General features: G+C 41.1%; 20 protein-coding genes and 1 tRNA gene. 17 read left to right on the top strand and 4 right to left on the bottom strand.

Annotation, left to right across the window (positions count from 1 at the left end; translation table 11 throughout):
- Positions 1–130: 130 nt before the first annotated feature.
- Both L3Q70_RS11290 and L3Q70_RS11285 read right to left on the bottom strand, forming a co-directional pair.
- On the bottom strand, positions 131–394 hold the full coding sequence (locus L3Q70_RS11290) for a GrxA family glutaredoxin (RefSeq protein ID WP_062569816.1): 264 nt from the start codon (positions 392–394) through the stop codon (positions 131–133).
- A 110-nt stretch (positions 395–504) separates the two neighbouring features.
- On the bottom strand, positions 505–1023 hold the full coding sequence (locus L3Q70_RS11285) for a TlpA disulfide reductase family protein (protein ID WP_062569817.1): 519 nt from the start codon (positions 1021–1023) through the stop codon (positions 505–507).
- 269 nt (positions 1024–1292) lie between these two features.
- On the opposite strand from L3Q70_RS11285, the gene L3Q70_RS11280 reads away from it, so the two are divergent.
- Positions 1293–1739 carry an Hsp20 family protein gene (locus L3Q70_RS11280; protein WP_062570041.1) on the top strand — a complete coding sequence of 149 codons (447 nt, stop codon included), beginning with the start codon at positions 1293–1295 and terminating at the stop codon, positions 1737–1739.
- A 60-nt stretch (positions 1740–1799) separates the two neighbouring features.
- On the opposite strand, the gene L3Q70_RS11275 is transcribed toward L3Q70_RS11280, so the two are convergent.
- Positions 1800–3353 (bottom strand): cryptochrome/photolyase family protein, encoded by a 1554-nt coding sequence (locus tag L3Q70_RS11275; protein WP_237115266.1) that lies wholly within the window; start codon positions 3351–3353, stop codon positions 1800–1802.
- A gap of 114 nt (positions 3354–3467) precedes the next feature.
- Between L3Q70_RS11275 and L3Q70_RS11270 the strand changes: the two genes are divergently transcribed.
- Positions 3468–4241, top strand: a complete 774-nt coding sequence (locus L3Q70_RS11270) for a DUF4124 domain-containing protein (protein WP_237114283.1) — start codon at positions 3468–3470, stop codon at positions 4239–4241.
- Here the strand turns inward: L3Q70_RS11270 and L3Q70_RS11265 are convergent.
- A complete protein-coding gene (locus tag L3Q70_RS11265) occupies positions 4236–4697 on the bottom strand; it encodes a globin (RefSeq protein ID WP_062569820.1) in 462 nt (153 codons plus the stop codon). The genes L3Q70_RS11270 and L3Q70_RS11265 overlap by 6 nt on opposite strands.
- Positions 4698–4940: 243 nt before the next feature.
- Here L3Q70_RS11265 and L3Q70_RS11260 point away from each other — a divergent pair.
- The 15 genes from L3Q70_RS11260 (at position 4941) to L3Q70_RS11190 (ending at position 22067) form a co-directional block, all read left to right on the top strand.
- A tRNA-Met gene (locus L3Q70_RS11260) sits at positions 4941–5017 on the top strand.
- A gap of 309 nt (positions 5018–5326) precedes the next feature.
- Positions 5327–5782: a ribosome maturation factor RimP gene (gene rimP, locus L3Q70_RS11255; protein ID WP_062569821.1), complete on the top strand. Its 456-nt coding sequence runs from the start codon at positions 5327–5329 to the stop codon at positions 5780–5782.
- Between the two features lie 38 nt (positions 5783–5820).
- Positions 5821–7320: a transcription termination factor NusA gene (nusA, locus tag L3Q70_RS11250; RefSeq protein WP_062569822.1), complete on the top strand. Its 1500-nt coding sequence runs from the start codon at positions 5821–5823 to the stop codon at positions 7318–7320.
- Positions 7321–7345: 25 nt separating this feature from the next.
- Positions 7346–10000 carry a translation initiation factor IF-2 gene (infB, locus tag L3Q70_RS11245; protein ID WP_062569823.1) on the top strand — a complete coding sequence of 885 codons (2655 nt, stop codon included), beginning with the start codon at positions 7346–7348 and terminating at the stop codon, positions 9998–10000.
- A 110-nt stretch (positions 10001–10110) separates the two neighbouring features.
- Complete coding sequence (rbfA, locus tag L3Q70_RS11240; protein WP_054553174.1) at positions 10111–10515, top strand: 30S ribosome-binding factor RbfA; 405 nt, start codon at positions 10111–10113, stop codon at positions 10513–10515.
- The gene (gene truB / locus L3Q70_RS11235; RefSeq protein ID WP_062569824.1) at positions 10515–11459 is read left to right on the top strand and encodes a tRNA pseudouridine(55) synthase TruB; all 945 of its coding nucleotides are present in this window, start codon (positions 10515–10517) and stop codon (positions 11457–11459) included. Before rbfA ends, truB begins: the two co-directional genes overlap by 1 nt.
- A 109-nt stretch (positions 11460–11568) precedes the next feature.
- Positions 11569–11838 (top strand): 30S ribosomal protein S15, encoded by a 270-nt coding sequence (gene rpsO / locus L3Q70_RS11230; RefSeq protein WP_054553172.1) that lies wholly within the window; start codon positions 11569–11571, stop codon positions 11836–11838.
- 240 nt (positions 11839–12078) lie between these two features.
- The gene (pnp, locus tag L3Q70_RS11225; RefSeq protein WP_062569825.1) at positions 12079–14211 is read left to right on the top strand and encodes a polyribonucleotide nucleotidyltransferase; all 2133 of its coding nucleotides are present in this window, start codon (positions 12079–12081) and stop codon (positions 14209–14211) included.
- A 128-nt stretch (positions 14212–14339) separates the two neighbouring features.
- Entirely contained in the window at positions 14340–15218 is an 879-nt protein-coding gene (gene nlpI, locus L3Q70_RS11220) for a lipoprotein NlpI (RefSeq protein ID WP_062569826.1), read from the top strand.
- Positions 15202–16404: a hypothetical protein gene (locus L3Q70_RS11215; protein ID WP_237114282.1), complete on the top strand. Its 1203-nt coding sequence runs from the start codon at positions 15202–15204 to the stop codon at positions 16402–16404. The genes nlpI and L3Q70_RS11215 overlap by 17 nt, the downstream gene beginning before the upstream one ends.
- A 212-nt stretch (positions 16405–16616) precedes the next feature.
- Positions 16617–19409, top strand: a complete 2793-nt coding sequence (locus tag L3Q70_RS11210; RefSeq protein ID WP_062569828.1) for a monovalent cation/H+ antiporter subunit A — start codon at positions 16617–16619, stop codon at positions 19407–19409.
- Positions 19409–19753 carry a Na+/H+ antiporter subunit C gene (locus tag L3Q70_RS11205; RefSeq protein ID WP_062569829.1) on the top strand — a complete coding sequence of 115 codons (345 nt, stop codon included), beginning with the start codon at positions 19409–19411 and terminating at the stop codon, positions 19751–19753. Before L3Q70_RS11210 ends, L3Q70_RS11205 begins: the two co-directional genes overlap by 1 nt.
- Positions 19750–21267, top strand: coding sequence for a monovalent cation/H+ antiporter subunit D (locus tag L3Q70_RS11200; protein WP_062569830.1), 1518 nt, complete (start codon positions 19750–19752; stop codon positions 21265–21267). Before L3Q70_RS11205 ends, L3Q70_RS11200 begins: the two co-directional genes overlap by 4 nt.
- Complete coding sequence (locus L3Q70_RS11195) at positions 21268–21804, top strand: Na+/H+ antiporter subunit E (RefSeq protein WP_237114281.1); 537 nt, start codon at positions 21268–21270, stop codon at positions 21802–21804. It abuts the gene before it with no gap.
- Positions 21798–22067, top strand: a complete 270-nt coding sequence (locus L3Q70_RS11190) for a K+/H+ antiporter subunit F (protein ID WP_062569832.1) — start codon at positions 21798–21800, stop codon at positions 22065–22067. Before L3Q70_RS11195 ends, L3Q70_RS11190 begins: the two co-directional genes overlap by 7 nt.
- Positions 22068–22069 lie beyond the last annotated feature (2 nt).

The following is a 22069-nucleotide window of genomic DNA, read 5'->3' as shown; positions in this document are numbered from 1 at the left end:
TTTAAAGAGGCGCGCATTGTATAGGAAATACAAGGCAATTGCTTGTATAAATTACAACTAATTTGTATGTGGTTGATGTTGGTCATAATTTAATCAGTCCAAAAGTGCCAAAATCAACCATGTTTACAATTTATTGATATAACCCTAAATTTTCTTTTGCGTATGCCTCAAATTCAGTGAAGCCACCAATGTGGGCTTGGTCAATAAAAATCTGTGGTACGGTTGGGCAGGGTTTGCCTGCAGACTGCTCTAAATCAGCTTTACTGATACCTTCTTTGATAATGTCGATGTAACGGTATTTAAAATCGTCACGCTCATTTGCTAGTTTCTCAGCAACGTCTTTAGCACGAACGCAAAAAGGGCAGCCTTCACGGCCAAAAATTACAGTTAACATATCGCTCTCCTCGATGTGAATGTGTTTATCATCTTAACGGATTAAATGAATAAAAACAGTGCATAAAATCGATTGTACTGTTCTGTTTTTTCTCTTTATGAATAATTTAACTACTCAAGTGTTCGCAAGCGTAAGCCTAGTTCAGTTGAGTAACCCATAGAACGTGCTGTAATGGTCAGTTGCTCATCAATCACATAATAGGTGGGGTAAGCAGACACTTTATAATCTTTACCTGTGTTTCGACTGCCCAATAGTACCGGCATGGTTAACTGTAATGAGTCAGTAAACTGTTTTATTTCATCAATATTTTGATAATCAAGAGCGATCGCAATCGCATTTAGCTTACCTTGTTGATGGGCTGTTTCTAAATTTGGCATGCTGTAGCGACAAATTGAACACCAAGGGGCAAAAAAGTACACCACGGTTTGTTTACCTTGTAACTGTGCAATACTGACGCGCTGATTTGGGTCTTCGAGTGTGGCTAAATTAAAATAAGGTGCGGGCGTTTTATCTGTTGAGAGTAAGTTACGTTGCTGAAATGTCGTTACAGCATAAAAAACCACAACTATCAACACGGCAGTTTTTATCACACTGAAAAATTTTTTTAAAAAAGTAGGATTTTTTTTCATTCTCACCTTGTACGTGCTTAGCCTTTTAAAATCAACCTATTCGGACCAGTTTTAGGCTTTTTGAATTTCACTTTTTAGAAAAAACCCCCATTTTTTTTACTAAAAAATCTTGAAAAGAATTTACCCGCCCATAAATAGTTTAGTGAGGACGCCTGATGGGTCCCAAACCAACTAAAGTAATTGAAATTTATAATGTTAATTTAACTTTGTTAGCGTTTGTTCAAACGAAGAACACTAACAAAATATCGCTTAAATATGAGGATATAATTATGCGTACAGTAGACTTATCACCACTTTATCGTTCATTCATCGGCTTCGATCATTTAGCATCATTAATGGATGCGGCAGCACGTACCGACAAGCAACCAAGTTTTCCTCCGTATAACATCGAAGCACTCGATAAAGACAAATATCGTATCACTATGGCTGTAGCCGGTTTTAGTGACAGTGAATTGACTATTGAGTCAGAAAACAACACCTTAAAAGTCAGCGGTACTAAAGCTGATAAAGAAGATAATGCAGAGCGTAAATTCATTCATCAAGGCATAGCAGAGCGCAACTTTGAGCGTAAATTCCAATTAGGTGACCACGTCAAAGTGCTTGGTGCAGATCTTGAAAATGGTTTACTTAGTATCGATTTACAACGTGAAATCCCTGAAGCTTTAAAACCACGTAAAATTGAAATCGGTAATGGTAACTTACTCGAAAATAAGTAATACCGACCAGCATTGTTCCCTGAATTAGTTTTGCCGCCTCAATTGAGGCGGCTTTTTTTGTTACAGTTTTTCTAAATTATCTAAGCACCACTTGGCACGTTTTAACGTTGCTTGCTTAAGTGACTCATCTTGTTTATACCAATTGTTGTAAATCATTCCAATACGTGGGTTTTGCGATAGCTGTTGTTCGTGCTCTAACATAAAGTGCCAATATAAACTGTTAAACGGACATGCGTCATCAGTTTCTTTTTCTTTAACGTTGTAGCTACAATGCTTGCAGTAATCACTCATTTTATTGATGTAATTACCACTGGCGGCATAGGGTTTAGTTGCTATTAACCCTCCATCTGCGAACTGACTCATGCCACGCGTGTTCGGCATTTCTACCCATTCGATAGCATCGATATAGATACCTAAATACCAAGCATCAACTTCATTTGGATCAATAGCAGTTAACAAGCAGAAGTTACCGGTGATCATTAAGCGTTGAATGTGGTGTGCATAGGCCGTTTGCAAACTTTGTGTAATGGCATGGTGCATACAATTCATGTTCGTTTTGCCGTGCCAAAAATAGTCGGGTAGGGTACGTTCAGCATTCAAGGTATTTTTACTCGCATAATCAGGCATATTTTGCCAATAAATACCGCGAACATATTCACGCCAACCAAGGATCTGCCTAATAAAACCCTCTACTTGTGCAATGTCGATGTGCTGTTTCTTAAAGCTACTTAATACTTGCTCAATGACCTGCATCGGGTGCAGCATTTTGGTATTAAGCGCGAATGATAAGCGACTATGATACAAAGACCATTGATAGTCTGATTGACATGTCATGGCGTCTTGAAACTGGCCAAAGTGAACAAGTAAGTGTTTACAGAAAAAGTCGAGTAATTGTTTTGCTTCCGAGCGCGTAGTTGGCCAGATTAAGGTTTCGTTACACTCTCCAAAAGTATTTATTTTATGTTTTTCTATACGCTTTAGAATATCACTCACATCATGGCTAAAGCACAAAGGTTCAGGGATATTTTTAAGATCGCTTTGTTTTAACTTATTTCTGTTTTGCTGATCAAAATTCCATTGCCCATCAAGCGGTTCATTATTCTTATCCATTAAAATGTTAAAGCGCTTACGCATGGCTCGGTAGAAAAACTCCATTTTTACATGTTTATCTTTTTTGAAATATTGAGGTATTTCATTAAACGGTAGCAAAAAGTGTTCTGTATCGTACGCATTTACCTTAAGTGAGGTTTGTTTTGTATAATCGAGTAGTTGCTGTTTAAGTCGATATTCATCAGGAAATTGATACTCAATAGTTTGGCAATGGTATTGTTTAGCTAAATTTGTCAAAAGGGTAGTTAGCGAAGAACTGCCAGAGGTTTCATTAAGGGTAAGATGCAGTACATTAAATCCTGCTTTTTTTAATGCACACGCAAAATTTTCCATAGCAGCAAAAAAAGCGGCAATCTTTTGTAGGTGATGTTTTACATAGTCGGTTTCTTGTTTTAGTTCGGCCAATACATACAACACATCTTGCTGATCGTCTTCTTTAAACCAACTATGACTGGCGTTAAGTTGGTCGCCAAAAATAAACCGTAAAGTTGAGTATTGCACTATAGTAAACCTAATTGACTTGTGACTAAATAAATCGATACGAAGTAAATGCAGATATAGATCGTGAAATTAATTAGTGTGTTAATATAAGGAACTAAACTCTAAAAGGGTGATGGCATGCAAATTCAGTTTAAAACAGTGATATTTTTGAGTTGTGCGTATTTAATGTTTACGAATGTAGTAAACGCGGCGGTTTACCAGTGTGAAAAAAACGGCGTGGTTGAGTTTAGCCAGCAACCATGTGGAAAGGACGCTAGATTGGTAATCATTCAAGAGCAAAATCCGCATGTTTCTAATCTATTTGAATCAGCACCTGTAAAGCCTGATTCTGGTGTAGATAGCTATATCCGAGTAAAGCAAATTGATGCCGAAATTCAACAGCACCACAACAAAATAGACACTTTAACCCAACGCTTAGATAATGATATTGCCAGCTTAAGTAAACAAGCTGACACACAATTGAATAATGTAGCGGGGAATAAAAAAGTAGCTGCAATTGCAAAACAAATGACTGCTACATCTCAGCGCTACAAATTACTTATCGATAATGAACAACGAGGTATCGATAGACTAAATACTGAAAAAGCGACGCTTTTAGCGCAAAGTGATCAAACTGTAGATACAGAGGTTGATAGTTTTATTCGAACACAGCAAATAAAACGAGAAATCACTGAGCATCAAAATAAGATTGACACACTCTATGCACAGCTAAATAGTCAACTGAGTCAACTTGAACAACAAACCCGTCCCCGTGCTTTAAATTTGACAGATGTGAGTGCAGACGAAGCATTGTCTGAGAAAATGAGCGCTGTAACGAGTCAATTTGATACTCTAATTGCGGTTGAGCAACGCCAGATTGATAGGCTAAACACTGAATTAGGGCAATTATGAACTTAGCTGTGTTGCTTGCCTTTGCGCTAAAGACACAACATTACTATATGAAAAAAGATAGCTTTTAACGATATTCTTAAATATTAATATTGCTTGTAACCATGCCTGACTTAGGTGACTATTCAATTTAATTGATTGTTTTTGAAGGGTGTCCCAAAAAGCATCACAAAGTAAGTCAATGTCAGTACAATTAACGTTTAAAAAGCTGAGATTGTTTGCCATATAGTGAATAAATGGGATCACAAGGGGTAAATCATCTAAATGATTTATTACCTTATTAAGTGCACAATATAAAATGTAGCTTTGCTGATTAATGCTTTCTTGACTTGGAATTGTCATTTGCAGCGGCTTTTCACTCATTAACGAATGAAATGTCTTTGTAAATTGATGAAAATCCGGTTTTATCAGCTCAACATTTTGTTGTAAAAGCTTTTTTTGAAAAATAGATAGACTCATTAATTATCGCTTAATAGCACTCGCTATAGTTTTTCTTATTATAATACCAACTATAGACCACTTTTCTCGAAAATAGGAAATTAATGACAGGGCTGTCATAATGTTTTTATCTACAAAATAGTCTAACTAATTCACCCAATGAGGTTGCTAATTGAGCGCTACGTGCTTATAATAGCCGCCATTGATTTGAGGTGCTTGTCACTCAAACTGCGATATTTAGCAATTAGCTTTAATATCCATTGGCGCGGGATGGAGCAGCCTGGTAGCTCGTCGGGCTCATAACCCGAAGGTCGTCGGTTCAAATCCGGCTCCCGCAACCAACTCAGTGTTTACACAGTAATGTGATAAACATACACAGTAAGTTAGCTTACTGTATTGAAGTCGCGCATTCTGGGTAATGCGCGTTTTGCGTTTAGGCTATCTAGTTTAATTTAGTCAGATAAATGACTCGCAACCAAGCTTGGCCCTAGGCCACACAGTTTTATGCTTTAGGTGTGACGCCCCGCTTGGTTCGGGGCGTTGTTGTATCTGGTCTAGCATGATTTACTTAATACCCCAGTGGTATAAATCATTATTAAACTCAGTATTCAGGGCTATATGCCCTTTTTTTGTTTGTATGGAGGATTTTCGTGACAAAACTTGAGCAAGATTTAGTAACCATGCTCTCACCAGCCGTAGAAATGTTAGGTTTTGAGTTACATGGTCTTGAGTTTGTGCAAGCTGGTCGCCACTCTACATTACGTGTTTACATTGATCACGATGCAGGGATTACGGTTGATAATTGTGCCGATGTAAGTCGTCAAGTTAGCGCGATTTTAGACGTAGAAGACCCGATTACAAACGAATATGATTTGGAAGTTTCGTCTCCTGGTGTTGATCGTCCATTATTCAAACAAGATCACTACGAGAAGGCGCAAGGAGAAGAGGTACGCGTGCGTACTAAGCTTCCGCAAGATGGTCGCCGTAATTTTAAAGGCGATTTAGTATCAGTTAGCAGTGATATGATCACACTTTCGGCAGATGGCACTGAGCATATGATTATGCTAAGTAACATTGAACGTGCGAACATCATCGCAAAGTTTTAATTTGAGTGCGAAGGAATAGGGCAAGCGAGGCATAACCCATGGCAAAAGAAATATTATTGGTTGCTGAAGCCGTCTCCAATGAGAAAGCGGTTCCAAAAGAAAAGATTTTTGAAGCGTTAGAGTTCGCATTAGCGACTGCGACAAAGAAAAAACACGATGGCGAAATCGATGTTCGCGTATCAATCGATCGTAAAACAGGTAATTACGACACGTTCCGTCGCTGGAAAATTGCAGAAGTTCAAGAAGACGGTTCGTTAGAACACCCTTACAGCGAAATTACGTTGGAAGCAGCGCAAGTTGAAGACCCTGAGTTACAACTAGGTGATTACGTAGAAGAGCAAATTGAGTCAATCAAGTTCGACCGCATTACAACGCAAATGGCAAAGCAAGTTATCGTGCAAAAAGTACGTGAAGCTGAACGTGCGTTAGTTGTTGAAGAATATAAAGATCAACAAGGTGAGTTGGTGACAGGTGTTGTTAAAAAAGCAACGCGTGACGCTATTGTACTTGACCTAGGTAACAATGCTGAAGCGGTTATCTACCGTGATGACATGTTACCGCGTGAAAACTTCCGTCCAGGTGACCGTATCCGTGGTTTACTTTACGAAGTTAAACCAGAAGCACGTGGCGCACAGCTATTCGTAACGCGTTCTAAGCCTGAAATGCTGATGGAACTTTTCCGCATTGAGGTGCCAGAGATTGGCGAAGAAATGATTGAATTACGTGCCGCAGCACGTGATCCAGGTTCGCGTGCAAAGATTGCAGTAAAATCTAACGACAAACGTATCGACCCTGTAGGTGCGTGTGTTGGTATGCGTGGCGCACGTGTTCAAGCTGTGTCAACTGAGCTTGGCGGTGAGCGTGTTGATATCGTTCTTTATGATGATAACCCTGCGCAATTTGTTATCAATGCAATGGCGCCAGCTGAAGTGGCATCTATCGTGATGGACGAAGATACACATTCAATGGATATCGCTGTAGAAGCCGATAACCTAGCACAAGCGATTGGTCGTAACGGTCAAAACGTGCGTCTTGCTAGTCAATTGACTGGTTGGGAATTAAACGTCATGACTGTTGATGACATGCGTGCGAAGAACGAAGCTGAATCAGACAAATTAATCAACTTATTCACTGAGTACCTAGACATCGATGATGAGTTTGCAACATTGCTTATCAACGAAGGTTTCTCAACACTTGAAGAAGTTGCTTATGTTCCTGCATCTGAATTCTTAGAAATTGACGGTTTAGATGAAGAAACAGTTGATATTTTACGTTCTCGTGCAAAAGACGCATTAACAACAAAAGCGCTTAAGACAGAAGAAAGCCTTGATGGTGCAGAGCCTGCAGAGGATTTACTAGCACTTGAAGGTCTAGAACGTCACCTTGCATTTGTTATGGCAAGTAAAGGTGTAATAACACTTGAAGACTTAGCTGAGCAAGGTATTGATGAGTTAGTGGATATCACTGACCTTTCAGAAGAAGAAGCTGGCAAGCTTATTATGGCTGCGCGTAACATTTGTTGGTTCGCAGACGAGTAATTTATTAACGGAGGTATTACACACTATGGCAGAAGTAAATGTTGAAAAACTAGCCGGAGATATTGGTACAACTGTTGATAAATTATTACAGCAGCTTGAACAAGCCGGTATCAAAAAACAAGCAGGTGATATGGTAACAGAAACTGAGAAGTCAACGTTACTTGATCACCTGAGTAAGCAGCATGGTGGCACGGGCTCGGAAGGCCCTGCTCGCATGACTTTGCAACGTAAAAGCAAGAGCACGTTAAGTGTAACTGGCTCTACAGGTAAAGCGAAGTCAGTCCAAGTAGAAGTACGTAAAACGCGTACCTACGTAAAGAAAAGCGCCGTTGAGCAACAGCAAGAAGAAGAGCGTTTAGCTGCAGAAGAAGCTGCCCGTAAGGCAGCAGAGCTTAAAGCCCAGCAAGAAGCTGAAGAGCTTAAAGCGAAACAAGAGGCAGAACGTAAAGCTAAAGAAGAAGCTGAGCGTAAAGCCAAAGAAGAGGCTAAACGCAAAGCTGAAGCTGAGCGTAAAGCGAAACAAAAGCAGATGACCCCAGAGCAAAGTGCTAAGTCTGAAAAAGATCGTGCCGAAGCTGAGCGTCTGCAAAAAGAAGCAGAAGAGGCCGCATTGAGAAAAGCTGAAGAAGAAGCGAAACGTCAAGCAGAAGAGGCAAGAAAGCTAGCTGAAGAAAATGAAGCTCGCTGGAAGAAAGAAGAAGAAGAGCGTAAGCAGCGTGAAGAAAACGCTGATCACCATCTTACGACTTCAACTTACGCGCGTGAAGCAGAAGATGAATCTGATGCACGTGAAGAGCAAAGTGCTCGTCGTAAGAAAAAGAAAAAAGGACCTCAAAAAGAGAAGGCTCCTTTACCTAAGGGTAAAAAAGGCAAATTAAAAGCACCAACTTCACTACAGCATGGTTTCCAAAAGCCAACTGCAGATGTTAAAAACGAAGTACGCATTAGTGAAACAATCACAGTTGCTGAACTTGCATCTCGTATGGCTGTTAAAGGTGCTGAAGTTGTTAAAACAATGATGAAGATGGGTGACATGGTTACCATCAACCAAGTGATTGACCAAGAAACAGCACAACTTGTTGCTGAAGAAATGGGCCACAAGGTTATTATCGTTAAAGAAAATGAATTAGAAGAGAAAGTACTCAACGACCGTAGTGAAGAAGGTACAGCTGTACCTCGTGCTCCAGTTGTAACCGTAATGGGTCACGTTGACCACGGTAAAACGTCAACACTTGACTACATTCGTTCAGCAAAAGTTGCATCTGGTGAGGCGGGCGGTATTACCCAGCATATTGGTGCATACCACGTTGAAACTAACGGTAACATGATTACCTTCTTAGATACGCCAGGTCACGCCGCGTTTACATCAATGCGTGCACGTGGTGCAAAAGCAACGGATATCGTAATCCTTGTTGTTGCTGCGGATGATGGTGTAATGCCACAAACTAAAGAAGCGGTTCAGCACGCCCGTGCTGCTGGCGTTCCTTTAATTATCGCAGTAAATAAGATGGATAAAGAAGGTATCGACCCAGATCGCGTTAAGAATGAGCTAGCTCAACTTGATGTAATCCCTGAAGAGTGGGGCGGTGATACGCAGTTTGTACATATCTCTGCAAAAACAGGTTTAGGTATTGATGACCTACTTGAAGCAGTCCTAATGCAAGCAGAGCTTCTTGAGCTTACTGCGCCTGCAGAAGGTATGGCGGCGGGCGTTGTAATCGAATCACGTCTTGATAAAGGTCGTGGTCCAGTTGCATCAGTTCTTGTACAATCAGGTACACTGAATCAAGGTGATATCGTACTGTGTGGTCTTGAATATGGCCGTGTACGTGCGATGAAAGATGAGAACGGTAAAGACATCAAGTCTGCGGGTCCATCTATCCCAGTTGAGATTTTAGGTCTCTCTGGTATCCCTGCTGCGGGTGACGAAGCAACAGTAGTTAAAGATGAGCGTAAAGCGCGTGAAGTCGCACTTTACCGTCAAGGTAAGTTCCGTGAAGTGAAGCTTGCTCGTCAACAAAAAGCGAAGCTTGAAAACATGTTTACGAACATGGCTGAAGGCGATGTATCTGAAGTTAATATCGTTCTTAAAGCTGACGTACAAGGTTCAATCGAAGCAATCGCTGATTCATTAACTAAGCTTTCTACTGATGAAGTTAAAGTGAAGATTGTTGGTTCAGGTGTAGGTGGTATCACTGAAACTGATGCAACGCTTGCAGCGGCGTCAAACGCAATCGTTGTTGGCTTTAACGTACGTGCTGATGCATCAGCTCGTAAAGTAATTGAGTCAGAAAACCTAGACTTACGTTACTACAGCGTAATCTACAGCCTGATTGAAGAAGTTAAACAAGCGATGTCAGGTATGCTTGCACCAGAATTCAAGCAAGAGATCATTGGTCTTGCTGAAGTTCGTGACGTGTTCAAGTCACCTAAGATTGGTGCAATCGCAGGTTGTATGGTTACTGAAGGTATCGTTAAGCGTAGCGCGCCTATCCGTGTACTTCGTGATAACGTGGTTATCTATGAAGGTGAACTTGAGTCACTGCGTCGCTTTAAAGACGACGTTGCTGAGGTTCGTAACGGTATGGAATGTGGTATCGGCGTTAAGAACTACAACGATGTTAAAGTTGGCGACCAAATCGAGGTATTCGAGACGGTTGAAGTACAACGTTCACTTTAATTTCGTTTAAGTTATTGCTTTAAATGGGGGCCTAGCCCCCATTTGTGTATTCGTAATTAAATTAACTTATTCTTTAACATCAATAAGTTATTATTTTAGAGTGAAATGAAATGAGAGAATTTTCTCGCACAGATCGTGTTGCTCAGCAAATTCAAAAAGAGATTGCTGTTATTCTTCAACGCGAAATCAAAGATCCTCGCCTAGGCATGGTGACAGTGTCTGCGGTTGAGGTATCTCGCGACTTATCTTACGCAAAAGTATTTATCACAGTGTTTAATACTGATGATGAAGATAAAGCCAAGCAAAGTGCTAAAATCTTAAATGAAGCAACGGGTTATATTCGTTCTTTATTAGGTAAACGCATTCGTGCGCGCATCATGCCTGAGTTACGGTTTGTAATCGATAACTCGCTTATGGAAGGTATGCGTATTTCAAACTTGGTTGATTCTGTTATTCGTGAAGACAATGCCAAGCATGTAGACGAAGATGACAGCGAAGAAGGCACTAAAGACTAATGGCTAGACGCACTAAAGGTCGTGCTATTGACGGCATTTTATTACTTAATAAGCCGCAAGGTATTTCATCAAACAAAGCGTTGCAGCAAGCAAAGGGAATTTACTTTGCTCAAAAAGCGGGCCATACCGGTGCGCTTGATCCGCTCGCGACGGGGATGCTGCCTATTTGTTTTGGTGAAGCGACTAAGTTTACCCAGTTTTTGCTAGATACCGATAAAACTTATGTCGTTCGTGCCAAGCTAGGTGAGCGAACTACAACGTCTGATTCAGATGGTGAAGTGGTTGAAACGCGTGAAGTCTCGGTAACACCTGAGCAATTAGCTGAGCAAATTGCCAGTTTCTTAGGTGAGTCGGATCAATATCCTTCGATGTACTCTGCGCTTAAATACCAAGGTCAGCCTTTGTATAAATATGCCCGCGAAGGCATTGAAGTGCCGCGAAAGTGTCGAAAAATTAATGTATTTAGTTTAACGCTTGATGAGTTCGATGAAGCGAATAACGAAGTACAAATGACGGCACATGTGTCTAAAGGCACTTATATTCGTACTATTGTTGACGACTTAGGTGAAAAGCTTGGCTGTGGTGCGCATGTGATCATGTTACATCGCAGTGCAGTTGGCCATTATCCAAGTGAGAAAATGGTCACTCTTGAACAACTTGAAGAAAAGTTACAACAAGCAAAAGCAGATGATGTTGCGCCTTCAAGCTACCTCGATGAACTCCTACTGCCAATGGATACTGCTTTGGTTGACCTACCTGTGATTGAAATTACACACGAGCAGGGCGTGGCATTTAGTCATGGTCAAACTGTAGTGATTGGTAAGCCTGTACCAGATGGTGCGGTAAAAGTAATGGCTGATGGGGTATTCATTGGTACCGGTGAGCGCCATAAAGATGGTCACTTAAAATCAAAGCGCGGTTTATCAAATCAACTGCCTGAGTAAAGATTACCTTGTAGTTATTAGCAAAGCTGGGTAGAATACGCCCGCTCAATCGTTTTGGCTGAATTAGTGATCGGCTAAAACACAATTTAAATTAATTTTTGGAGTTACTATGTCACTAAGCAATCAAGAAAAAGTTGAAATCATCGCTAAATTTGCACGCGCTGAAGGCGACACTGGTTCACCTGAAGTACAAGTTGCACTTCTTACTTTCGATATCAACAAGCTTCAAGGTCACTTTGCTAGCCACAAGCACGACTTCCACTCACGTCGTGGTCTTCTTCGCAAAGTAAGCCAACGCCGTAAACTGCTTGATTACCTTAAAGGTAAAGACATTGCACGTTACACTGCGTTAATCCAAGAGCTTGGCCTACGTCGCTAAGAACTAGATTACGAGAAAAGGGGCTATTTAGCCCCTTTTTTTGTGCGCGTATGAAAGGTATACTAGCGCACACCTAGGGAGTGGATGCTTCCTAGATATCAAAAACATCATTGCCAATTGTAGTACTTAATTGATTTTGCACAAGTTCAATTAAGTACTGTAATTGGTACTTTGATGGACTATTTTTACCAATTCGGAGCGCTGCTCTGAGTTGCTTTTACATTTAAAGGATATTTTTAAGTGCAAGCAATTATTAAAGAATTTCAACTAGGTCAACATACTGTGACTCTAGAAACAGGTGCTATAGCACGTCAAGCTGACGGCGCAGTACTAGCAAGCATTGGCGATACTTCAGTATTAGTTACTGTAGTTGGTAAGCGTGATGCACAACCAGGTCAAGACTTCTTCCCACTAACAGTTAACTACCAAGAGCGTATGTACGCTGCGGGTCGTATCCCTGGTGGTTTCCTTAAGCGTGAAGGTCGTCCTAACGATGGCGAAACGCTTATTGCTCGTCTAATCGACCGTCCAATCCGTCCTCTTTTCCCTGACGGTTTTGTAAACGAAGTACAAGTAATCGCGACAGTTGTTTCTGTTAACCCAGAAATCCAACCTGATATGGTTGCTATGATTGGTACGTCAGCAGCACTTGCTATCTCTGGTATTCCATTCAATGGTCCTATCGGTGCATCACGTGTTGGTTTTATCAACGGTGAATACGTACTTAACCCAACACTTGCTGAACTTGAAGAAAGCCAATTAGACCTAGTTGTTGCTGGTACTGATAACGCAGTACTTATGGTTGAATCAGAAGCTGAAACACTATCTGAAGACGTCATGCTAGGTGCGGTTGTTTATGGTCATGAGCAATCTCAAGCTATCATCAACGCAATCAACGAATTCAAAGCAGAAGCAGGTAAACCTGCTTGGGATTGGACAGCACCAGAGAAAAACATCACTCTTGCTGAGAAAATCTCTGCAATCGCTGCTGACAAAGTAGGTGAAGCATACCGCATCACTGACAAAGTAGCGCGTAAAGAAGCATTAGGTGTAGCGAAAGAAGAAGTAGTTGCTACATTAACTGCTAACCTTGCTGAAGGCGAAGAGCTAGATACGCAAGAAGTTGGCAAGCTATTCGGTTCTTTAGAGAAAGAAATCGTTCGTGGCCGTATCATCGCTGGTGAAAAACGTATCGATGGTCGTGAACCAGATATGGTTCGTGCACTAGACGTAATGACAGGTGTGTTACCGCGTACTCACGGTTCAGCAATCTTCACCCGTGGTGAGACACAAGCACTTGTGACTGCAACATTGGGTACAGAGCGTGATTCACAGTTAATCGACGATTTAACTGGTACTAACAAAAATCACTTCATGCTTCACTACAACTTTCCTCCGTTCTGCGTAGGTGAAACTGGTTTTGTAGGCTCACCTAAGCGTCGTGAAATTGGTCACGGTAACCTAGCTAAGCGTGGTATCTCAGCGGTACTACCTACGCTTACTGACTTCCCATACTCAATCCGTGTTGTTTCAGAAATCACTGAATCAAATGGTTCATCGTCTATGGCATCAGTATGTGGTACGTCATTAGCGCTTATGAATGCCGGTGTACCAATTAAAGCATCTGTTGCTGGTATTGCGATGGGTCTAGTTAAAGAAGGCGAAGATTTCGTTGTTCTTTCTGATATATTAGGTGATGAAGATCACTTAGGTGACATGGACTTTAAAGTAGCGGGTACTTCAAACGGTATCACAGCACTACAAATGGATATCAAAATTGAAGGTATCACTAAAGAAATCATGCAAATCGCGCTTAAACAAGCGAAAGCAGCACGTCTACACATATTAGGTGTTATGGACGAAGCGATTTCAGCTCCTTCTGAAGAGTTATCTCAGTTCGCACCACGCATCTACACAATGCAAATTCCTGCGAAGAAAATTGCTGAAGTTATTGGTAAGGGTGGCGCAACTATTCGTCAACTTACTGAAGAAACTGGCACGACGATTGAAATCGAAGATGACGGTACAATCAAAATCGCTGCAACTGACGGCATAAGCGCAAACGATGCTATCAAGCGTATCGAGCAATTAACTGCAGAGCTAGAAGTAGGGACCATCTACACAGGTAAAGTGGTACGTATTGTTGATTTTGGTGCGTTCGTTAATATCCTTCCGGGTAAAGACGGTCTAGTGCACATTTCACAAATCAGCACAGAGCGTGTTAACAACGTAACTGATCACCTAAGCGAAGGCCAAGAAGTACAAGTAAAAGTTCTTGAAGTTGATCGCCAAGGTCGTGTACGTTTAAGCATTAAAGAAGCGATGGAACCAGCTGCTGAAGAAAAAGCAGAAGAGCCAAAAGACGCTGAATAATGATTGATTGACCAGTAATTTACTGGATATCAGAAAAAGGGGCTGTTTAGCCCCTTTTTTTATGCTTTAATGAAACCTATTAGCTTCGACTTTGTCTACAGAGCATTCTTCAGGTATTAAGGATTTTAATGAATTTTAAACACTTAGCATTGACCGCCGTGGCTCTTTTTTCTTTAAGTGCATGTCAAACAACGTCACAACCTGAGTCTTTGCCTATTGTTAATGTGCCATTCACAGCGCCGTTGGCTTCTGATTTTCGCAATGAAATTACGATTGCACGCTATTCAGAGTTATTAAATAGAACGGATCTAAGCCCAGAGCAGCAAGCAAAACTATATTACGATCGCGGTGTGCTATTTGATAGCTTAGGGATGTCAACATTGGCACGAATAGACTTTAATCGTGCTATAAAGCTTAAACCAGATCTTGCTGAAGTCTATAATTTTTTAGGTATTCATCACACACTTATGCAGCAATACGAACAAGCGTATGAGTTTTTCGATTCAGCCTTAGAGTTAGATGAGCAGCATGAATATGCCTATTTAAACCGCGGTATTGCGCTTTATTATGGCGAACGTCCATTACTGGCTGCGGATGATTTACAACAGTTTCTAAATCGAGCGCCGAGTGATCCTTATCGTGTGCTTTGGTTGTATCTCGCTCAAGCAGAAGCAAATAAAGAGCAAGCGTTGCTTGATCTTAAAGCGAATGCACAAGGGGTTGATGAATCACAATGGGGTTATCAACTTCTAGCACTTTATTTGGGCGATATTAGCGAATTTGAGTTTTTATCTGGCATTATCGAAGGCGTAACGTCAGAACAAGAGTATGCTCATCGTTTATGTGAAGCCTACTTTTATTTAGCTAAATTACATCAAGCTGCTGGTGATAGCTACCTCGCTGCTGATTACTTTAGATTAGCCCTTTCTACAAATGTGCATGAGTTTGTTGAATATAAATACGCACGTTTAGAGCTTGAGTTAATGGCTGGTGAAGACGCGAGCTAATCAGTACCTGTTAGTAGGGTTATTACTGAGTTTGTCTGGACTCTCAAGCTCAGTATCCTACTTTTCACCGTCTTATCTTTATTATATTGGCAAAACACCTTCCCAAACTGCTGCTATTTACTATTTAGCACCTCATGTTGTTAATACGCAATTAGCTAGACTCAGTACTTCACAACTTCGTCATTTGGCTGAGCTTGATAATACCGATGCCAAATATCAGCTAGCTTTGCGTTTTTTACAGCAAGGTAATGTTTCTGCGGCGCAATTGTGGTGGCAAACCCAGTTTGACTTCTTTGACTTGCAACAGCAGCAAAACCTCGCTAAGCAATTAGTAATAAACGAGCAGTGGAATGCTCTGGAGTCATTATGGAAGACAAATCGATTACCCGATGGTGACGCTAAGCAAACATGGCTTTTACAACAAAGCATGCCTACTATTAAAATAACAAGCGAGTATGCCAATTTACATAATTTTGCCTTGTCGTTAGACGCTGTTACAACAAATCCAACATGCCATTTTAATGTGTTAATGATGGCGGATCATAAAAGTGGTATTGCTGCTTTACAATCTTTTAAAGGCCAATATCAGTCTAATCCAGAGCCTGCCATGAATAGCTTTTGTTTTAGCGATGTTGTTTATGTAGGCAACCAATATCGCTGCGAGGAAAATAATAACGCATTGCAATGTGACTGGAGAGAAGCAAAGAACCACACATGGCCAGCTGGTTTTGACTTTATTGTCATGATGTCGAAAGAGGGGAGTGCAAACGTACAAGGTGGTATTATGCATATTAATTCATCCCAATCATATGCAGTATTTCTACATGAGCTAATGCACTTTAATGGTTTTGAGGATGAATACCCATTGCCAGAACAAAAACAGCAATGGTTGTGCCAGCAAGAAGGGCTAGTGGCGCCTAATTTATTTATTGCAAGTAACAGTTTGCCGCCAAAAGGATGGCAGAAAAGTGTGGCTTGCAAAAACCAAATGGCTTATAAACCCAGTCTTCATTGGTCAATAATGCAATACCAAAAGGTGGGATTATCTGAACAATATCGCCAACTTTGGTTAAAACAAATTAACTCCCCCTTAACAAAGCTAGTAAGGTACACTGATTATTTTGCCTTTATTGGTGTAAAGCCTGTAATAACAACAGCTTTAAGCTCTAAAGAATTTTCTGACTAATCGCTTATTTATTGCTATTTTAATACGTAAAGTGGTTAAAAGTTGGCCGAATAGGTGTGTCTCCTATAGACAAAATAGCACCCAATCAGTATAACTATACGCATTGTAAGCTTTTTTTGAAGCCAACTTTTAACCATCCAAATGAACAGTACGCAACTAATTATAACTAGCAGCGGTATTGATATTCTTATGACACTAAAAGGCTCCTTATTATGACTTTGCTCTGGATACCCCTGTTATCCTTGATTGGCAGTGTTATTTCATCCTGCACTTCAAAACTAACACGTAATCAAAGCACTGCTTTGACCATGTTAGCGCCTTTGATTGCTCTTGGAATCGTATTTTCCTATACACCAGCCGTTTTTTCTGGTGAAACTATCCGCTATACAGCAGATTGGATCCCACTGTTGAATATGCAAGTCTCATTTCGACTTGACGGGTTAAGTTTATTATTCCTTTATATGATTTTGGGTATTGGTACTCTAGTCATTTTCTATGCACGCTATTACTTAAGTAATAACGACTCACTGCCCAAGTTATATTGTTACCTTATGCTATTTATGACGGCCATGGTTGGCATTGTGATGTCTAACAATGTCATTCAACTATGGCTATTTTGGGAATTAACAAGTATTAGCTCGTTTTTATTAATTAGTTATTGGTGGCATAAGTCAGAAGCACGAAAAGGTGCAAGAATGGCGCTAGCAATTACGGGGGCGGGCGGTCTTGCGTTATTAGCGGGTTTACTTTTAATTGGTGATATTGTTGGTAGCTATAACCTTGATGTCATTCTTGCTAGTAAAGCATTAATTCAATCACACGACTTATATGAAGTGGGTCTGGTACTTATATTATTAGGTGCATTTACTAAGTCTGCGCAGTTTCCTTTTCATTTCTGGCTACCTCATGCTATGGCTGCACCGACACCCGTTAGTGCATACTTACACTCAGCAACCATGGTTAAAGCCGGTATATTTTTACTTGCGCGATTCTATCCTGCACTATCAGGTACTGATACGTGGTTTATTTTAGTCGCGATGACAGGTTTATCGACTTTACTTGTTGGTGCTTACATTGCGTTATTTAAACATGACTTAAAGGGACTGCTTGCTTACTCTACTATCAGTCACTTAGGTCTAATCACATTGCTGTTAGGTTTAGATACCGAACTTGCAACTGTGGCAGCTATTTTCCACATTATTAATCACGCGATATTTAAAGCGTCATTGTTTATGGCGACGGGTATTATTGACCATGAAACTGGCACCCGTGATATGCGTAAGTTAAATGGTATGTGGCGTTTTATGCCATATACAGCAACTCTTGCTATGGTGGCCGCCGCTTCTATGGCAGGGGTGCCTCTGTTAAATGGTTTCTTATCAAAAGAAATGTTTTTTGCTGAAACCTTGCACCAGCAGGTACTGGGTTCTATGTCTTGGCTTATTCCTGTATTAGCGACTTTAGCGGGTGCCTTGTCTGTAGCGTACTCAGCACGCTTTATACATGATGTTTTCTTCAATGGTGACCCGATTGATTTACCAAAAGAGCCCCATGAACCGCCGCGCTACATGCGCGTACCTATCGAAATTTTAGTGGTATTGTGTTTATTGGTCGGTATGTTCCCTCACTTTGCCGTCAGTGATATTTTGGCCTCAGCATCCTACGCTGTGCTGGGGGATGCTGCACCCGATTATAAATTATCTGTTTGGCATGGATTTAACTTACCTCTATTAATGAGCTTTATTGCAACCTGCTGCGGAATACTGATTTATGTACAGCGTAAGTATTTGTTCCAGTTCCAAGCATCATTGCCAACAATCAGTGCGAAAAAAGGTTTTGAGGGGGGGTTATACCGTGTGATCAAGTGGTCACAAGAGAAGATAAATCATATCGAAAATGGCTCGTTGCAACGCTACGCTTTTGTCATGATTACGGTTGTTTTACTGTGCGCTGGATGGCCTTTGTTTGAAATGCGTCAACTTGCTGGTGCCAGTGAGCTAACGCCTATTGATTTTCATAATGCCATTGGTGCTGGTTTGTTGATTATTGGTGCATTAGCAACCGTATTTTGGCATCGTTCACGGATGATATCTTTAATCATGATTTCAATCGTAGGCCTGATGGTGTCCGTTGCCTTTACTCGCTTTTCTGCGCCAGATTTAGCACTGACACAGCTTACGGTTGAAGTAGTCACTGTGATGCTACTGATGCTAGCACTATTCTTCTTACCACAGCGTACTCCAAAAGAGTCAAGCTCATTACGTATTTTACGTGATCTGGGGATTTCGTCGGCTATAGGTGTGGTTGTGGCGAGTATTTGTTATGCGCTATTAACAAGACCACTTGAGTCAATTTCTGACTTCTTTGTTGCCAATGCTAAAACTGGCGGTGGTGGTACAAACGTGGTGAACGTTATTCTAGTCGACTTTAGGGGCTTTGATACCTTAGGTGAAATCACCGTTTTAGGTATAGCCGCGTTAGGTATTTATAAATTGCTTATCAATTTACCTTTATTTATGCCTGCAAGTGATAGTGAAGGGCGTCCGTGGGCGCGGGAGCGTTATCCAATTCTTCTTGCAAGTATTTCACAAAGCTTATTACCTTTGGCATTGTTAGTTTCTGCATATATCTTTTTACGAGGCCACAATTTACCAGGCGGTGGATTTATCGCAGGCTTAGTCACAGCCATTGCATTTATACTACAGTACATGGCGAATGGCTCTAATTGGATAGCAGAGCGGTTTGATGTGAATTACCGTAAGATTATCGCATCGGGCATTGCTATCGCTTTATTCACAGGTGTTGGAAGCTGGGCATTTGGTCGTCCATTCTTAACAACGTGGTTTGATTATTTTGATATACCGTTAGTTGGCAAAACAGAACTTGCCAGTGCTATCGTATTTGATTTAGGTGTGTATTTAACTGTTGTAGGTGCAACGCTGATGATTTTAGCTAGTTTAGGAAAACTAACGGCTAATACACCCAAGCAAGAGGTAAATATTTAATGGAAGTATTGTACGCATCATGCGTGGGCGTGCTGGTTGCATGCGGCATTTATTTAATTTTAAGAGCGCGAACCTTTCCGGTCGTGTTAGGTTTAACCATGCTGTCTTATGCGGTAAACCTATTCTTGTTTTCATCAGGGCGATTAACAATTAATAAAGCAGCGGTTTTGGGCAGTGCCAGTGAGTATGCAGATCCACTCCCTCAAGCTTTAGTGTTAACGGCTATTGTAATCGGTTTTGCAATGACCGCTTTTGTCGTTATTTTGTCAATTCGTGGTCGTGCCGATTTGGGTAATGATCATGTTGATGGACATTTAGTTAAGTCTTCAAAGGAGCGAAAATGATTCAGCATTTGGCTTCTTTACCTATCTTAATTCCCATGCTGACAGGCATTATTTTACTCATGCCTCCATGCGGTAAGAATCTTCATATTCGCCGTGTGATGTCGGTATTAATGTCGATTATAACCCTTGCCGTTAGTGCATTTTTACTACTTCATGTAAATAGTACGGCACCCATGGTATATGCCATCGGTGACTGGTCGGCTCCTTTTGGTATTGTATTGGTTGCAGATAGACTAGCGACTTTGCTGGTAGTGCTGACCAGCTTACTTGGTGCGGTTGTTGTGCTATATAGCTGCGCAGGTGATGATAAAAAAGGAAGCTTCTTTCATCCTCTTGTTCATTTCTTAATTTTAGGTGTGAACGGTGCATTTTTAACTGGGGATGTATTTAACCTATTCGTATTTTTTGAAGTGCTGCTAATCGCATCTTATTCATTATTGATGCATGGCGGGGACAAGCACAGCACCCGTGCAGCTCTACAGTATGTGATTCTTAACCTGATTGGCTCGAGTGTATTTCTTATTGCGCTTGGTGTTTTATATGGCGTAGTGGGTACCTTAAATATTGCTGATTTAGCCCAGAAAGTACCTCAGTTAACAGGTGATGATGTTTATTTAGCTAAAATAGGGGGGTTACTACTCATTGTAGTTTTCGCCCTTAAAGGAGCGTTGTTACCGCTACATTTGTGGTTGCCTAATACCTACGCAAGTGCCACCCCAGTTGTAGCCGCTTTATTTGCGATCATGACTAAGGTGGGTGTGTATGCCATGCTTCGTGTGTACACCGTCATCTTTGGTGATAACGCGGGTGAGCTTGCACACATGGCACAACCTTGGTTATGGGGGCTTGCATTAGCGACCATCATTCTGGGGTCGATAGGCGTTCTTGCAAGCCAAGATTTTAGAAAGCTCATTGCAAACTTAGTGATCGTATCAGTGGGTACATTGGTTGCGTTAGTCGCTATTCAGAATGTAGCGGCGACTGCGGCGTTACTTTACTACTTAGTTCATTCAACGATTGTTTGTGCTGTGCTCTTTTTACTGGCTGATTTGATTGCGCATCAGCGTGGAAAAGTGGCCGATCGCCTTGTTGCAGGGCGTGCTGTGGCACAACCTTTTTTATTAGGAATTAGCTTTGTAATTGCTGCCTTAACAGTAGTAGGCATGCCTCCACTGTCTGGTTTTGTAGGTAAAATTTGGATTCTAAAAAGTACCTTAGATAGTGAGAAGGGCATGGTGTTTTGGCCAATTTACTTACTTTCAAGTTTAGCCTTATTGGTTGCTATTTCTCGTGCTGGCACAAGCCTTTTTTGGGACCGAAAATTCAAAGAAAGTGAAGCTGTTGAAGGTATAAAGGCACACCCATTAAAAGTCACGGCGATGTTACTATTGTTAGTTTGCTCTCCTTTGATGGTTATTTTTGCCGGTCCAATTTCAGATTTTATGCTTGCGACATCTGAGCAATTGTTCGATATCAACACCAGTATTAATAATGTACTACAGGGAGGCCGCTAAATGCGTTTAGAAGCCCGTTTTCGTTGGCTACCCACTCCGTTTCGCAGTGTTTTACTCTTCGTCGTGTGGTTGTTGCTCAACAATAGTGTGTCGCCTGGGCATCTACTGCTTGCAGCCCTTTTTGCGATCACAATTCCATGGATCACCTTTCCATTTCGGGATCCACAGCCGTTAATTGTTCGACCTGGCCTTGCAATTAGGCATTTACTGTTAGTCTTGTACGATATTGTAACGGCTAACTTGCAGGTTGCCTTACTGATCCTTGGGCCAACTAAAAGGCTACGCCCTGGCTTTGTTAAGGTGCCACTTGATTTAAGTCATGATATGCCCATTACGATATTAGCAAGTACAGTATCTTTAACGCCGGGTACGGTCAGTGCTGAGGTGTATCCCATTCCAGAGTCGCTTGCAGAAGGTGAAGAAATTGAGCAACGTTATTTGCTAATTCATGTGCTGGATTTAGCAGATGAAGCTGAACTTATTAATAAGATTAAACAGCGTTACGAAGCCCCGCTTAAGGAGATTTTCCGATGTTAGATACGGTATTCCTCATTGTGTATGGGATGATTGCCATTTCACTTTTATTGAATTTATGGCGTCTTATTATTGGGCCTTCAGTGCCAGATCGCATTTTAGCGCTTGATACCATGTTTATAAATACCATTGCATTAATCATTCTTTACGGTATGAGCATGGATACAGATTTATATTTTGAAGCGGCTTTATTAATTGCGATGCTTGGCTTTGTGAGTACGGTAGCAGTATGTAAATACTTGCTACGCGGCGATATTATTGAATAAGG

This window comes from Pseudoalteromonas sp. CF6-2, from assembly GCF_021729425.1.
Classification (GTDB): domain Bacteria; phylum Pseudomonadota; class Gammaproteobacteria; order Enterobacterales; family Alteromonadaceae; genus Pseudoalteromonas; species Pseudoalteromonas arabiensis.
The sequence above is the reverse complement of the archived record's forward strand: the minus strand, read 5'-3'. Positions and strand labels throughout refer to the sequence as shown.